The sequence below is a fragment of the Streptomyces gobiensis genome (assembly GCF_021216675.1).
In the GTDB taxonomy this organism is placed as follows: domain Bacteria; phylum Actinomycetota; class Actinomycetes; order Streptomycetales; family Streptomycetaceae; genus Streptomyces; species Streptomyces gobiensis.
The window spans coordinates 5,677,359-5,691,859 of sequence record NZ_CP086120.1 but is presented as its reverse complement, the minus strand read 5'-3'; the positions used below and the strand labels follow the sequence as shown (position 1 = coordinate 5,691,859).

Below are 14,501 nucleotides of genomic sequence, written 5' to 3'. Positions count from 1 at the left end.
CGATGACGATGAGGGCCAGTTGGTCGATGTAGGGGGCGGTTTCGGCGATGGCCTGGCGGTCAGGTCGGTGCCGTCATCGATGTGCAGCGGTGCCTGGACCAGATGTGCGGATGCCTCGTTGACTGCTGCTTGTTCGGGTGGTGGAGAGGGTGCCGGCTCGCAGGCGGCGGTAGTCCGCGCTTGCCTGTGCCGCCACGATGCGGGCCGCGACGTCAGCCCGGGTGATTCCAGAGGCCGCGTACAGCACCGGCCGCCCGTGGTGGAGCGCCGTGTGGCGGGCGGCGGTGGCCACGAGCAGGGATCCGCCCGCTCCGGGTGCGGCGGCCACCAGGACCAGACGGCCTGGTGGCAGGCCGCCGGTGGCGTGGTCGAGGGTTTCCAGGCCGTAGGACAGGGGGGTCGGGGTCTGGGGGGAGACGACCGTGTGGAGCACGTCGCCGAGGGCGGCCAGGTGGCGTGGGGCGTGCCCGTGTGCTGGCTGGCTGCAGGTGCCGGGTGGCGGTGCGTGGGTTGACGGTGTGTGCGTCGCGGGGTCGGGAGCAGCCGGGTCGGCGGGGTCCTCGACGCGCTCCTGCGGGCGCTCGGGGACGGGGGCGCTGTGGCGTGTGGCTGTCGGGGCTGCGGCCGGGTCGGCGGCGGATACCAGGACAGCCAGCGGCCTTTGGCGGCGCATCAGCACCTGCGGCCGGCCCTCTGCCGCGGCGACGATCAGGTCTCCCAGCCGTGTACGAGCCGCAGTGACCGGCGATGCCGGAAACTGGGACAGTGCCGCCTGCCGCTTGGTATCCAGACACTTCAACGGCACCAGCACTGCCTGACGACCACCCTTCGCGATCCGGGCGGTCTGCCCCTGACTGGCGGCCTCCACCAGCTCATACAGCCGCCTGCGTGCCTCCTCCACCCGCAACGGCCCGGAACACACCCCTCTCCCGACTCCGGCACACCGACCTCCTCACATCCAGCAAAGCGTAAGGAAAATACCACACCAACCCGTAAGGAAACACGGTGACACGTAAGGATTTTGCTGGTGAGTAATGGGTGCGGGCGGGGCTGCCGTACCGGCCGCCGCGCGAGGGCAGCCTCCCTGCCAACGTGGCCGCCCCAACGCACACAGCAGAGCTGCCGGCTTCCGCAGCGGCTCGTAAGGACAGCGTGTGGCGGGGTGCCCGAGCCCGCGCTTACGGCGTCGTACCGTCGGCACATGCCGCCTCGACAGTCCGCGCACCAGTTCGGTGACCTGGCGCGCCCTCAGTTGCTGCTCACTGCGGTGGCACTGGCCCCAGCAAAGCAGGACGCAGCGCAGCACGTCATCTTGCGCGGTGACTTTCACACACCCAGAGGCAGGCCTGTCGCAGTGCTGGTGCCCCTTGGTGGCATGCAGATGGTTGCGGACGACCTGCAGATTGGCTTCGTAGGTGAGAACGGAGAGCGAATGTCGCTGGGCCCTGGCATCGGTTCTTGATCGAGATGCTCAGAAATGTTGATGAGAACTGGCAGCACGCAGAGGGCTCTGCTCCGGTGTGTCGGCGCCGGTGGACATAATTCGGCTGTGGACCTGAGACCGGAGCTGCTGTCCCCGCCTGTGAGCCGACAACGACTGGATGAGTTGAGCTGCGAGATCGCTCGGATCGCTGACCTGGTGGCCGACCGTTCCGAGGACGCTGACGAGGCCATCCGAGCCTTCAATGCGATAACCGGCCATGATTACGTGGCCCCGACTTCGCCGAGTACTACGGAAGCAGGGTCCTGGCGGAGTTCGCCAGGGAGGCGGCCCGGCCACCTCGTCTTCGGGTTGCAGACATCACGAGGGGCGAGCTCGTCGAAATCGTCCGCAGACTCCTTGCGGCTGACCCGGAGAGCGGCTACTACGTGCAGCTCCTCGAAGCGAATGTGTCGCATCCCCGAGTCAGTGACCTGGTCTTCCATCCCTCGGACGACCTCCAGGATGCATCTGCGGAGGAGATCGTCGACGAGGCCCTGAAGTACCGGCCGATCGAACTCTGAGCCATGAGGATGAATCAGCCGGCCGCCGCCTGTTGTTCGGCACGGGCTCGGGTGGCGGCGAGGCGGTAGGAGCCGGTGCCGGTTTCGATGATGTTGCCGCCGAAGGTGAGGCGGTCGACGATGGCGGCGCAGAGACGCGGGGCGGTGAACGTCTTGGTCCAGCCACTGAATGGTTCATTCGAGGTGATGGCGACGCTGTTCTTCTCCTCGTGTTCGGTCAAGACCTGAAAGAGGAGTTCGGCGCCGCGGCGGTCGAGTTCCATGTAGCCGGGCTCGTCGATGCAGAGAAGGTCGACACGTCCGTAGCGGGCGATGGTCTTGGTCAACTGTTTCTCGTCGGGGGCTTCGACCAGTTCGTTGACCAGCTTCGTCGCCAGCACGTACTTGACCCGAAAGCCGGCCATCGCTGCCTCGGTGCTGAGTGCGATCAGCAGGTGGGACTTGCCGGTGCCCGAGTCGCCGATCAGACACAGAGCAGACCCTTTTTGATCCATTCGCACTTGGCGAGGGTGTGGATCACGGCCGCGTCGATGTGTTGGGGTTGGCGTCGAAGTCGAACTTGCGAAGCGACTTGTCCCGGGGGAAGCCGGCGGCCTTGATGCGCCGCTCGGAGCGACGGCGGGCCCGGTCGTCGCACTCGGCCAGAAGGAGTTCGGCGAGGAAGCCGAGGTAGGACATCTGCTCGCGGCCGGCGGTCTCGGCGAGTTCGGGGAAGTGGGACCGGGTGGTGGGCAGCCGCAGCATCCGGCATGCCTGGTCGACCGCGGTGGTGGCGGCCTGCTCGGTGAGTCCTCGCTGGCGAGGGATGGTCACGGCGTTCTCCTTCAGGGGGTGGGGCGGTCGGGTCGGCGAAGCCGCAGGAGCTGGTCGTAGTGGGCCACCGAGGGCGGGGGCCGTTTGTCAGGCGGAAGGCGGGGCCAGGCTGTGTGCGGTCAGTGGGGCGATGCTGGTTCGGCTGCCGGGGGGCGGCCGGTTCTGGGGGCTCTTCAGGCGTGGTGTCGGCTTCCGCTGCTTTGCGGGCCTCAAGGGCGACGGCGTCCACGGTCAGCGCGCCGGTCTTGAGGGCGGCGGCGAGGCCGGCGACCGGGTGCCCGTGGGGAAGGTGGCGGCTCAGCAGGAGGACCTCGATCGGAGCGCGGGTGCCTTCCCGCTCGCCGCGGGCCTTGATGGCCGCTTCCCACCAGGCGTCGTGAATGGGGGTGAACCGGCCTGCGGACCGTGCCTGGTCGAGAGCGGTGGCCCCGGGCAGGGCACCCGGCTTGCGGACGAGTGCTTCCAGGTAGTGGTCCAGTTCGAGGCGGGTTCCGCCGCGGGCAGATGAGCCGCTCGTGCCGACGCGACTTCCTCGCGGCCGTCGTAGACCACCACTTCAGAGGCGTGCAGCATGACTCGGGCGGTCCGGCCGATCAGTCGCACCAGCACCGAGTAGCGGTTCATCCGGACGCAGATCTGGCTGTAGCGGTCGACCCGCAGGGGTAGAGAGCCGGCCCGTCTCGAACGGCTCCTCAGGCAGCGGCGCCAGCGTCGGCCGCTCGGTCGCAAAGTACTCGCCAATGGTGCAGGGCCGGGACCGGATGCGACGGGCGTCGTCCTCCTCGTCCCACCGGTCGATCATCGCCTTCAGCTCCGCGAGAGTCTCCACCTCGGGGACAGGGACCAGGTGATTTCTGCGGAACCAACCGATCTGGCCCTCGACGCCACCCTTCTCATTAGCGCCGCGCAGTCCCGGTTGGTTGGCCGTAGAGGGCATCGATGCCGTAGTGGGAGCGGAAAGCGGTCCAGCGTTCGGCTTCGACCCGGCGGCGGGAGAGACCCAGCACCTGGGCGACCGCAGCTCTAAGGTTGTCGTAGCGGACTTCCCGGTCGGCACTCCTCTAATATGCGGGTCTCGTTGTCAAGCCATTGGTCGTGGCGAGCGCGGGCGAAGTGTCCGGTCTCATGCGACCCGCTCGGATGTGAACAATGTTGGGGTGGTCAGCGGCGAGGTTTCGGTGAAGCTGTTTCGCAGGCCGAGGAAGCACTGTCAGTGGCCGAGGAGACACTGATGTCATGAAGACCTCCTCGTCCACCGCAGCCAGTTCGGCCGAGCCTTCCCTGACCCTGGTCGAGTCGATGGGCGGTCCGCTGATAGCCGTACCAGTTTCCGCATTGGACGGCTGGTGGGGTTGCACGGAGTCGGGGGTGGGCATCGGCGACGGGGATGTCCGGGACGACTACGACCGTGCCTGTGGCGTGGAGGGCCTGGCCGGAGTGATTGCTGTTGGAGAGGAAGGTTTGCGAGGGCTGGTACTGGCAGACGACCCCGCCAGGACCTGCTATCTGCCGGAACACCACGCCTTCGTCCGCTGGCTCGCAGCCGAATCCGAGGCCGATCTGATCGCCGCAGCCAAGACTGTCCTCGCCGACCCCACCACAGAGTGGGAGGAGTGCGGTGTCTGGGAGACGGACGGCCCTGCGGTGCTTATGGACTCCGTCACTGCTGGGGCTGAACTGGATGTTGAGTACCCCGACGGCGGAGGGCTGCCGGAACAGGCCGCCGTCACGATAGGGCCCGGTCGCTGGACAGTCCGCGCCGTCCACACCTGGGCAAACGAGGAGACCTGGGTGGGCCTGGTCCAACTTCTGCCCTCGTCCGAGAACTAACGGGAACCACCACTGGGCAGAACATCAGGAAGCTTCGCCGTCGAGACGCTGGAGGAGTCCATCGAAGATCTGCTCCCGTGCGACCTGTCCTTTGGCCGCCGCGTCGTCTCGCTGGCGTTCGAGGGTGGACCGGAACTCGATCGTGGTGACGAAGAACGTGCAGGACTCACAGATCGACTCGAAGTGGCAGTCCATCTCGACGGGCGAGCGCAGTGGCCATTGCCGTGCATCCGGCGGTGCATCTCCCTGCGGAGCTTGGCCATCTCCGTTCCCTCGGCATCGGCTGGCAGCTGGCGCGGGGCGTCGTAGAGTGCCTCGGCCTTCTCCGAGACGGCGAAGTACCCGTCTGCGACGGTCCGGTCGGCGATCCGCGCGTGAACACGTGTCATGGACAACGACCTATGTCCAAGTAGCGCGGCGATGGCCTCGGACAGATCCTCCAGTGTGGGCCGGGGCCTGTCGTACGGCGTGGAGGTGCAGCGAGGTGCTGCGCGGAGCCGAGTACGCGGATGTGAGGGAGGTCCCAGTCGCTGGCTGCTCCGACGGGTTGGGAACCACGCTCAGCGCTCTCTCGCGTTGAACTTGCCAATCTTCTCCGACAGCTCGGCGAGCGAGTCGATGCGCCAGGTGGCCAGGCGGTCGGCATCCGCTTCGTGCTGCTGAATCGTCCCCCACGGCCCGCGACGGATCAGCGCGGTATACATCCCCGCAGCAGCAGCGGGCCGGATGTCGTTGTCGAGCCGGTCCCCCACGTACAGGATCTCCCCGGCCGCGAAGGGGACGGCCTGCACGAGACGAGTGAAGAACGCGGGATCAGGCTTGGCCGCGCCCCAGTCGTCGGACGTACCGATCAGGTCCACATCCGCAGTGAACAGCTCACGCAGAATGCGTCCCGCGCGCACCGTCTGGTTACCGGCGATCCCCAGCCACAGACCATCGGCGCGCAGCTGGGCAAGGGCAGGGCGTACATCGGGGTACACATCCTCCTCGCCGAAGGTCTCCGGCTGCCCGGCAGCCGCGCGTTTCTCCCGCTCGGCATACAGATCGAAACCGGGCCGGAAGACCTGGAACGTCTCACGGTAGTCCTGGCCGCAGGCAATGACAGCCCCGAACATCGCAGCGAACGTATGCCGCGGCACCCCCAGCCAGTCCGCCCAAGTGCCGTACTCGCGGGTCTCATCCACCAGACACTCACCGACATCGAACACCACCGCACGCATCACGAACCACACCCTATAAAGCCTGTGAACACCGCAAGACCGCACCCGGTAAAGACCCATCCGTCGATGGTGCCCCGCCAAGTGGTGTATCCGATCCAGAGGAGAACGTGCAGGTCATGGCTGAGATCGGGGTTCCCGAGGCCCGCACCGGCCTGATGGTTCGTCAGCCCATGGCGCGACGCGAACCGCCGTTTCTGTTCTCGGACGGCATGCCCCGAGGTCGGGTTCACGCGCCTCGTGGCTCTCGACATTCATGACTTTTTCTGCGCTGACGGCTCGTCAGTACCGTGGTGGTCGCGTACAGGCCCATCGCAGGCGCGACCTGCATCTTCTCGCCGTGATCCCCTACACCACCCGGCGGCCGGTCGGTACCGGAGACCGGCTTCGGTCAGGAGTTCCACATATGGCCAGATCAGGTGGCGTCGTCGTGCGTGAACGTTCCTTCCGGGTAGCACTGCTGTGGCGTCTTCCTCCGAAGCCCTCCGTCGCTCTTTGGCCAGCCCTCTTGAGGTGTACCGCTGCCTGATCAGTTCTGTGGAAGGAAGGTCACGTGCGTGTGCGGAAGCAGCCGTTCGAAGCAGTGGAGATAAAGACGCTGCTCGGGAGCCGGGTCCGGGAGGCCGCAGCGGTCATGGCCCGGGCCCTTCATGACGATCCTGTGTACACCCATATATTCCCGCGTGCCGACGAACGCGCCCGTGCCCTTCCCCTCTTGTACGCCCTCGTGCTCCGGGACACCCTCCCTCGCGGTGCCGTGCACGTGACGCTCATGGAGAAGGCGATTGTCGGTGTGGCCGCCTGGCTTCCGCCCCGCTGCTTCCCCCTGAACGCTGCCCGCAGGCTCCGCTGTGTCCCCGCCATACTCCCCGTCCTCCTCAGCGCGCCACGGTCTTTGCCCGCGCTGACCTGGCTGGAGGCCGCCCTGGCCCAGGGCTGTCCCCCGGAGCCGATGTGGTACTGGCAGGTGATCGGCGTAGATCCGCACCTGAGCGGGAGCGGCGTGGGGTACCGGCTGGTCCGTGCCGGGCTGGAGCTCGTCGACCGGGAGGCGCTTCCCTGCCACGCCGAGACGTCCACGGAGCACACCGCCCGATGGGCCCAAAGACTGGGCTTCGAGGTCGCACCGCCGTGTTACCCAGTGGACGACGGTCATCCCGCGCTGTGGAAGCTGATGCGGCCGAGCCAGGCCGCGCCGCAGGGAGTAGACGGAGGCAGTGGTGAACGAGAACGGATGCGACTTCCCCGCCAGGGAGTTCTCCGGCGGCCCCCTCTCCCTGCCGAAGGGGCCCCTCTTCCGGACCCGACTGCCGAGCGGTGACGTGGTCTGGGCGGTCACCGGCTACGAAGAGGTGCGCTCGGCACTGAGCCACCCCTTGCTGGCGCGTGACCTCTCTGCGGACGACCCGCAGCTGGCCGACAGCGGCCCTATGGCGGAGGAAAGCTGCGAAACCGCCACCTCCAGCTCGACGGGCCGCCGCACGCCCAGCTGCGACGCCTGGCGGCCAAACCGCTCACGCCCCGCCGGATCGCCGAGATGCGACCCCGTATCCAGGAAATGACCGACGAGCTCCTCGACGACCCCAGGACCTGGCCCGCGTCTCGCCGTACCTGACCGAGCACATCCGCCGCTTCGGCGAGTACTCCACCCATGAACTCGGCCTCCAGCCCGTGGCGTATGACCCACACCTGGACGTCGACTTCAGCCCGCTGCGCAGCGACGACCCATCCGCCCCGGACGGTTACGGCCAGGCGGCCTGAGCGGCCACTTCGAATACGTCGAGCGCCTGCTGCCATGATCCCGCGTGCATCCAGGCTGCCCGGGGCCCTCGGCGGCCATGCGGGCCTCGTACGCGGTGGTGTGGAGCTCGTGGGTTCATAGGTCGCGGCGGCGGACGGTGGCCATGGCGATGACGGCTGCGGCGAGTGGCCAGGCTGCGTACACGATCCACGACCCGCTGATGGTCGCCGGGTAGGGGGCCGGTCCGAAGGGGTCGCTCATCTGCACCAGTCGTTCCCACGCACTGCGGGGCAGCGCGTGAAGGATGGCGGACGACCAGCGGTGGCGGTCGTTGAGGAGGAACGGCAGCAGCAAAAGGATGCCGGTGAACGTCACGAGGGTGGTTGCGGTGTGCCGGATGAGGGCGCCAAGGCCCATGCCTATGAGCGCGCACACCGGAGCGAGCAGGGCGGACGCTGCGACGGCGCGGAACGCGCCGGGGTAGTCGAGGGACAGACCGATGTCCCGCCCGGACAGGATGGCCTGTGTCACGCCGAACGAGGTCCCCGCGACGACCGTGCCGTAGACGAGCATGCCTGCCGTCACGACGGCCATCTTGGCCGCTACGACCGCGCGGCGGGCAGGGACGGCCGCAAAGGTCGTACGGATCTGTCCGGTGCTGTACTCGCCGACGATCATGAGGGCGCCGATGCCGCCGGTGGCGAGTATCAGGACCATGCAGGCGCCGATGGTGAAGGCGTCCCGCATGGCCCAGTTCGGGACAAAGAGGGCCCGGATCCCTTCATTGTAGGTCGGCCAGTTGTTGTAGTCGGCCACGGCGGCGCTGACGTTGATGGCGATGATGACCAGCGCGCTGGCCCCGAACGCCCAGGAGGATGAGCGCAGTGACCAGAGCTTGATCCACTCGGCGGCGAGGAGATCGCGGAAGCGGGCGCCGGGGTGGGCGGCGCGTACGGCGGTGAATGCGGCCGTCGGCTGCGTGGTGGTCGGGGTCATCGGGGTTCTCCTGCGAGGTATTCGACGCTGTCGGCGGTGAGTTCCATGAATGCCTCCTCCAGGCAGGAGGTGCGGGTGGCCAGCTCAAGGAGCACGATGCGGTGGTGGGAGGCGAGTTCCCCGATGCGGGCCGCGCTCAGGCCGGTCACGGTGAGCAACTCCTCTGCGCCCGAGTGGTCCGGCTGCACCGAAGCCCCCTCGGCCTTGAGCACAGTCGCCAGCGCGGTGGTGTCGGGCGTCCGCACGGTCACGCTCAGGCGGGTGCCGCGGGCCGCGAACTCCCTCACACTCTCGTCGGCGATCAGCTCGCCCCGGCCGATGACAATCAGGTGCTCGGCGGTGCTCTCCATCTCGCTCATCAGGTGGCTGGAGATGAACACGGTGCGCCCCTGGGCGGCCAGCCTCCTGAACAAGGCGCGTACCCACCGCACGCCCTCCGGGTCCAGGCCGTTGACCGGCTCGTCGAACAGGAGCACGGGAGGGTCGCCGAGCAGTGCCGTGGCGATGCCGAGCCGCTGCTTCATGCCCAGGGAGAACCCGCCGATGCGGCGCCGGGCCGCGGCGACCAGTCCTACTTCCTCAAGGACCTCCTCCACCCGGCGCCGCGGGATGCCGTTGCTGCGGGCCAGGGCGGACAGGTAGGCCGCTGCGCTGCGTCCGCCGTGAACGTCATGGGCGTCGAGCAGGGCGCCGGCGTGGCGCAGGCCGCGCGGGTGGTCCCGGAACAGGTGGCCGTCGATGGTGGCGGTGCCGCTGGTTCGGCCAGGCCGAGGAGCATCCGCAGCGTGGTGCTCTTGCCGGCGCCGTTGGGACCGAGGAATCCGGTGACGTGCCCGGGACGCACGGTGAAGGTCAGGCCGTTGACGGCGGTGGTCTTGCCGTATCGCTTGGTCAGTTCGTTGGCTTCGATCACCAGGCCAACGGTGCCGGGGAGAGTGTCCGTCCGGCATCGGCCCGTCGGCCACACTCGTGGAAGGGCCTGTAACCCGTGGGCGTACGCCCACGGGCCAATGTCCCGCCGCAGGTCAGGCGATTACGATCGCCTCATGTCCGCCAAGCCGCGCCCCCTGTTGTCCTGGCACCTGTGGCCGGCCGCGCGGGCGGTCCTGGCCTGGTGCGGGGCCATCACCTACCCGTTCGCCCTGTTCTTCGCGGTACGCGGCAGGCCCTACGACTCCCCCGTCTTGCCGTTCCTCTCGGCGGCCGCGGTCACGGTCCTGCTCCTCGGGTTGCTGCGCCGCCGTCCACTGCCGGCCCTGACGCTGATGCTCCTTGGTACGTACGCCACGGCGACGACAAGTCCTTCCTGGCAGGTCGCATATCTGCTGGTTCTGGCGAACGATCTCGCCGTCGGATACATCGTGGCCACCGGGCCGCGCCGCATCGCGCTCACCGCTGCCGTCATGACGCTCGGCGTACAGGTCGCCGTCGCCGCACGCCTCGGGACTGGGACGGACGGCTTCGCCCGCACGGCCGTGGTCCTCGTTCTCGCGCTCGCCGCCGCCTGGATGACCGGTCATGCGGTCCGCGAACGCCGCGAGCACGCCGCGGCGCTGCGCTCGCAGACCGCCGCGCAGGCTGTCACCGCTGAACGGCTGCGGATCGCCCGCGAGCTGCACGACATGATCGCGCACAGTATCGGCGTCATCGCCATCCAGGCAGGCGTGGGCAGCCGGGTCATCGACACGCAGACGCACGAGGCTCGCAATGCGCTGGCCACCATCGAAGCCACCAGCAGGGAAACCCTCGCCGGGCTGCGGCGCACCCTGGGCACGCTGCGTCGTACCGAACCGGGCCCCGGGCCGCAGGCCGCGCCGCGCGAGCCGGCCCCTGGGCTGGCCGATCTCGACCGGCTGGCCGTGTCAACGAGGGACGCGGGCGTCCGTGTCGACCTGCGGTGGCTCGGAGAACGACGGCCCCTGCCCCCCGATATCGACCTGGCCGCCTTCCGGATCGTCCAGGAGGCCCTCACCAACGTCGTACGCCACGCGGACGCCCCCGACTGCCGGGTCACCATCGGCTGCCAAGACGGCGAACTGACCATCGAGGTCGCCGACGACGGCCGTGGCGGCCTCATCTCTGGCACCGGATACGGCATCACCGGAATGCGGGAACGCGTCACCCTGCTACACGGCCAGTTCACCGCCGGGCCGCGCCCCGAGGGCGGCTTTCGCGTGGCGGCCCGGCTCCCCCTCTCCGAAGGAGTACACCTGTGATGACGGTCCGCGTCGTGCTCGCCGACGACCAGCCGCTGGTCCGCAACGGCCTGCGCGTCCTGATGGCCGGCACCCCCGACATCGACGTCGTGGCAGAGGCCGGAACCGGCGCCGAAGCGGTCCATCTGGTCCGGGACACCGAGCCCGACGTGGCGGTGATGGACATCCGCATGCCCGGCATGGACGGCATCGAGGCCACCAGGCTGATCACGGCCGCCGCTGGGGCGACGCGCGTCCTCGTCCTCACCACGTTTGACGACGACGAGTACATTTATGGCGCGCTCCGAGCGGGTGCGAGCGGGTTCCTCGTCAAGGACACAGCACTGGACGACATCCTCGCGGCGATCCGCGTGGTCGCCGCCGGAGACGCCCTGATCGCACCGAGCGTCACGCGCCGCCTGATCGCAGAGTTCGCCGCCCGCCCCGAACCCGCCCCGCATCCACGACCAGTCGGGAACATCACCGAGCGAGAACGCGAGGTACTGACCCTCGTCGGACGCGGCATGTCCAACAGCGAGATCGCCGCCCACCTCTACATCAGCGTGGCCACCGCAAAGGCACACATAACGCGGCTACTCACCAAACTCGAAGCCCGCGACCGAGTCCAACTCGTCATCACCGCCTACGAGACAGGCCTGGTAACGCCACCTCGGTGAACGCCGAGCACCTCAGTCGGCGAAGCTCGCCAACCGAAGCACCGAGGCACAAGTTCTCATAAACGGGGGGTCCTTTGCCCGAGCAAGATCACTTGAGAGCCGGGGAGTCCCTTCAAACCCCTATCGGTTCGCACAACTCGTTCTCACCCAAAGGCAGGTCTTACCCCCTTTTGAGACTTGCATTGTGCGAAAACCCGGGCCCATGACGGGCCCTCAAGAACCCTCCCGTCCGACGCGGACGACGTCGAGCGCCACCCGTGCCCGCGGTGTGCGGCCGAACCCGGCTCGCCGTACCGCTCGCGCCGCGGCGCGGTCGCCGGCAGCTACCACACCGGCCGCTTCACGAGTGCCCCGGCTCTCGAAGCTGCTACGGGTGCCGACACCAGCCGACCGGGGCCCGGGCAGCCGTGGCGGCCCGGTACCCCGCCCCCGGCACCGATCGACCCCGACACCCCGGGCGCCGACATCCGCATCGGCTACGCTCGCTGCTCGACCCTCGGACAGGAACTCAACTCGCAGCTGGACGCTCTCACCAAGCACGGCATCCCGCGCGACAAGGTGTTCTCCAAGAAGATCAGCACGCGCGTGCGCCTCCGGCCCCAGTTCGAGGCCGCGCTCGCGCTGACCCAGCAGATCAAGGCCCCACGCCCCACACTGCCGGGTCATCTTCACCGTGTACGAGATGAAGCGACTCGGCCCGGACCGCTGCCGGGGATGTACGACCCGAGTGGCCCCGGCCGACTGCTGTTCGCGTTCTTCGCAGCGATGGCGGAGACCGAGCGGGAGAACATCCGGGAGTCGACGCTCGAAGGGCTCGACACCGCGGCTCGCAAGGGCAAGCACGACGGCCGGCCACCCGTCATTACCGACGACATGCTGCACACGTGCTCCGGCGCCGCGCGGGCGGCGAGTCCGTCGAGCAGATTCAGCCCGGCCTGATCATCCCCACCGGTAAGGCAAGGGGCAGAGCCCCAGCGTCGCCATCATCTACCGAGCCCTCGCCGAGCACGAGAAGAGCAGGCGTACCCCGATCCCGATCGACACCGCCGACACCTAAGTCATGGCCCAGATCTGCATGAATCTGCTCGCCCTGTTCGCCGACATGGAGCGCATCTTCATGCTCAAGCGCGTCGCCGGTGCCCGCGAGGCTAAGCGCAAGGGGCGCGGCAAGCGGTCCGGCCCGAAGCCGAAGATCACCCCGCAGCAGCGCAAGGCCATCGCAGCGCTCATGGCCGACGAAGACCGTGACGTCACGGCCGACCAGGTCGCCGAGGACTTCGGCATCAGCCGGGCGACGCTGTACCGGAACTCCAGAGGGCCCGCGCCGAGGTACCGGCCCAGCGGTAGCGTTGCCTCCAGAGGCTCAAGGGGCTATGTCATCGACTGGGGCGACCGGAAGCAAACCCCGTGCAAGACCGGCGCCCGTTGTGTGGGCGAGGTCCTGCAGACCTACTGCTACCCCGGCCGGTACCGGGTGTGCGCGTGGCGCGTCGAGGCCAAATCACCACACTCGCAGTCCAGCGCCCGCCTCAACTTCCCCGCCCTACGAAAACCCCTGCTCAGAACAACACCACACCACAGCCCAACATCCTGAAAATATCACCAGATCCACACGTCAGAACACCACTCACTCAGTGATCAACAGCAGATTTGTCACATGCCTCAGCCGCTCCAGGGAGGTCGGGAGGAATGTACGGGGGCTCGCTGGGGCCATGACGAGTGCGGTGGCAGTGACCCCCGGCCGACATCCCAGCCTCACACACCACCCACCGTAATCCTGCCGCACCGTCAGCGTCTGGGTGATTGTGGTCAGTTGTCCCGGGAACGGCCCCGCACGAAGTTCTCGCGGACCGGTCGAGGACATGGCAGTTGGGCGGGGACGCGGTCGGGCTCCTGCCGTCATCGACCACCACCAAGACCATGTGGCCGACCTGGCGCAGCGCCCAGCCCGCGTTCAGGGCAGCCGTGCCGCTCCCGGCGATCACCACGTCAAAACGGCAACCGTCCAAGGTCTCAGCGGCCTCCTCGGGCGAGGGCTGCGATGGGCCGATCATGCGGTACACACTCGTAGTACTTTTCCTGATGTGATGTGACGGGTTGTTCTGATCGGGACCGTAACAGCCAGCACTGGCAAAGCATTTGGAGACAGACCGCCACAGCGCTATCCCTCCCAGTGCACGCCGCTGCGGCGTGCACTGGGAGGGATAGCTCAGGTATCCGGAGAGGCGAGCAGCACGGGGTGGACGGTCCACTCGGCCCAGCGCCCGGCGCAGCTGAGGGAGAAGCCGCACGGCTGGCCGCGTTCCAGCGCGGCCAAGGCGCTGATGCTGCCCGAAACGTCTGCCCAGTGGGCACGGTGCTGCTCGCGCGGCGGGAGGGCCGAGGCAAGAGTGCGGACCATCAACACGAATACGCCGTACCGCCTCGACCGGAGTGCGGACGGTGGAGGACCGTACATGCTCAGCACCGTCTCGGTCGTACTCGGCGTACGTGGCCACCTCACACCGGAAGCCCGGAGTGCAGGGCGTGCCGTTCAGTCATGGTGCACACCGCCCTTAGGAGGTCCGGCGTCACCCGTGCACTCCACGGGATTTGCCGCAAGCACCGGTAACTGCCGCCCATGGCCGCCGGGTTCTCACAGCCCGTCATGTTGCCCCTGCACGGGGGCGGAGAGTGTGCGCAGTTCGTCGATCCACAAGCGGGCGCGGTGGGCGATGGCAGCGGTGACGGCCTCGCACAGCACATCGCCATCCGTGACCGGAACGTCGGCGGCCGGTGGCACGATCCAGCGACGCCCGCAGACAGCCCCGCGCCCGCTGATCCAGGTCACATGAGAGACGGGGCAGCGGATGACACCAGGGCCCACGCACACGGTGCCGAGCAGCTGAGGCCAGGTCCTCGCGGTCCCCGCCGGGACGATGAACTCGACCCTCGCCCGGAGAGGGACGTCAAGCACCGGCCCGAGGAACTCGCCGCTGGTTCGGAGCCGGTACACGGCACCGAGGCCGACACTGCGGGTAATCCGCGC

Annotated in this window: 14 protein-coding genes and 4 pseudogenes; 8 read left to right on the top strand and 10 right to left on the bottom strand. The window is 68.1% G+C overall.

Annotated features, from left to right (window positions below; genetic code table 11):
* Positions 1-73: 73 nt before the first annotated feature.
* Positions 74-922 carry a type II toxin-antitoxin system prevent-host-death family antitoxin gene (locus test1122_RS26515; protein WP_232271681.1) on the bottom strand — a complete coding sequence of 283 codons (849 nt, stop codon included), beginning with the start codon at positions 920-922 and terminating at the stop codon, positions 74-76.
* Between the two features lie 824 nt (positions 923-1,746).
* Between test1122_RS26515 and test1122_RS26510 the strand changes: the two genes are divergently transcribed.
* Positions 1,747-2,004 (top strand): bacteriocin immunity protein, encoded by a 258-nt coding sequence (locus test1122_RS26510; RefSeq protein WP_338423580.1) that lies wholly within the window; start codon positions 1,747-1,749, stop codon positions 2,002-2,004.
* A gap of 14 nt (positions 2,005-2,018) precedes the next feature.
* Here the strand turns inward: test1122_RS26510 and istB are convergent.
* Positions 2,019-2,817 (bottom strand): annotated as a pseudogene (gene istB / locus test1122_RS26505) (IS21-like element helper ATPase IstB).
* A 130-nt stretch (positions 2,818-2,947) separates the two neighbouring features.
* Here istB and test1122_RS26500 point away from each other — a divergent pair.
* Positions 2,948-3,325 (top strand): hypothetical protein, encoded by a 378-nt coding sequence (locus tag test1122_RS26500; RefSeq protein WP_232267077.1) that lies wholly within the window; start codon positions 2,948-2,950, stop codon positions 3,323-3,325.
* Between the two features lie 71 nt (positions 3,326-3,396).
* Here the strand turns inward: test1122_RS26500 and test1122_RS26910 are convergent.
* A pseudogene (locus test1122_RS26910) lies at positions 3,397-3,441 on the bottom strand (hypothetical protein); the annotation flags it as partial.
* A gap of 612 nt (positions 3,442-4,053) precedes the next feature.
* Between test1122_RS26910 and test1122_RS26495 the strand changes: the two are divergent.
* Complete coding sequence (locus test1122_RS26495) at positions 4,054-4,647, top strand: Imm21 family immunity protein (protein ID WP_232267078.1); 594 nt, start codon at positions 4,054-4,056, stop codon at positions 4,645-4,647.
* A gap of 24 nt (positions 4,648-4,671) precedes the next feature.
* Here the strand turns inward: test1122_RS26495 and test1122_RS26490 are convergent, their stop codons facing one another.
* Both test1122_RS26490 and test1122_RS26485 read right to left on the bottom strand, forming a co-directional pair.
* Positions 4,672-4,842 carry a hypothetical protein gene (locus test1122_RS26490; RefSeq protein WP_232267079.1) on the bottom strand — a complete coding sequence of 57 codons (171 nt, stop codon included), beginning with the start codon at positions 4,840-4,842 and terminating at the stop codon, positions 4,672-4,674.
* 365 nt (positions 4,843-5,207) lie between these two features.
* Complete coding sequence (locus test1122_RS26485) at positions 5,208-5,870, bottom strand: HAD family hydrolase (RefSeq protein ID WP_232267080.1); 663 nt, start codon at positions 5,868-5,870, stop codon at positions 5,208-5,210.
* A 547-nt stretch (positions 5,871-6,417) separates the two neighbouring features.
* Here test1122_RS26485 and test1122_RS26480 point away from each other — a divergent pair.
* Positions 6,418-7,185 (top strand): hypothetical protein, encoded by a 768-nt coding sequence (locus test1122_RS26480; RefSeq protein WP_232267081.1) that lies wholly within the window; start codon positions 6,418-6,420, stop codon positions 7,183-7,185.
* Positions 7,186-7,740: 555 nt separating this feature from the next.
* On the opposite strand, the gene test1122_RS26475 is transcribed toward test1122_RS26480, so the two are convergent.
* The 3 genes and pseudogenes from test1122_RS26475 to test1122_RS26905 form a co-directional block, all read right to left on the bottom strand.
* The gene (locus test1122_RS26475; protein ID WP_232267082.1) at positions 7,741-8,601 is read right to left on the bottom strand and encodes an ABC transporter permease; all 861 of its coding nucleotides are present in this window, start codon (positions 8,599-8,601) and stop codon (positions 7,741-7,743) included.
* A pseudogene (locus tag test1122_RS26650) lies at positions 8,598-9,473 on the bottom strand (AAA family ATPase); the annotation flags it as partial. The pseudogene test1122_RS26650 and the gene test1122_RS26475, both read right to left, overlap by 4 nt.
* Positions 9,404-9,568: pseudogene (locus tag test1122_RS26905) on the bottom strand (ABC transporter ATP-binding protein); the annotation flags it as partial. The pseudogenes test1122_RS26650 and test1122_RS26905, both read right to left, overlap by 70 nt.
* A 79-nt stretch (positions 9,569-9,647) precedes the next feature.
* On the opposite strand from test1122_RS26905, the gene test1122_RS26460 reads away from it, so the two are divergent.
* The 4 genes from test1122_RS26460 (at position 9,648) to test1122_RS26445 (ending at position 13,067) form a co-directional block, all read left to right on the top strand.
* Positions 9,648-10,817, top strand: coding sequence for a sensor histidine kinase (locus test1122_RS26460; protein WP_232267083.1), 1,170 nt, complete (start codon positions 9,648-9,650; stop codon positions 10,815-10,817).
* On the top strand, positions 10,817-11,473 hold the full coding sequence (locus test1122_RS26455; protein WP_232267084.1) for a response regulator: 657 nt from the start codon (positions 10,817-10,819) through the stop codon (positions 11,471-11,473). The genes test1122_RS26460 and test1122_RS26455 overlap by 1 nt, the downstream gene beginning before the upstream one ends.
* Positions 11,474-11,650: 177 nt before the next feature.
* A complete protein-coding gene (locus test1122_RS26450; protein ID WP_232267085.1) occupies positions 11,651-12,412 on the top strand; it encodes a recombinase family protein in 762 nt (253 codons plus the stop codon).
* Positions 12,413-12,533: 121 nt separating this feature from the next.
* Entirely contained in the window at positions 12,534-13,067 is a 534-nt protein-coding gene (locus tag test1122_RS26445; protein ID WP_232267086.1) for a helix-turn-helix domain-containing protein, read from the top strand.
* Positions 13,068-13,682: 615 nt separating this feature from the next.
* Here the strand turns inward: test1122_RS26445 and test1122_RS26440 are convergent.
* Both test1122_RS26440 and test1122_RS26435 read right to left on the bottom strand, forming a co-directional pair.
* Positions 13,683-13,874 (bottom strand): hypothetical protein, encoded by a 192-nt coding sequence (locus test1122_RS26440; RefSeq protein ID WP_232267087.1) that lies wholly within the window; start codon positions 13,872-13,874, stop codon positions 13,683-13,685.
* Positions 13,875-14,108: 234 nt separating this feature from the next.
* A complete protein-coding gene (locus test1122_RS26435) occupies positions 14,109-14,468 on the bottom strand; it encodes a hypothetical protein (RefSeq protein WP_232267088.1) in 360 nt (119 codons plus the stop codon).
* Between the last annotated feature and the right edge of the window lie 33 nt (positions 14,469-14,501).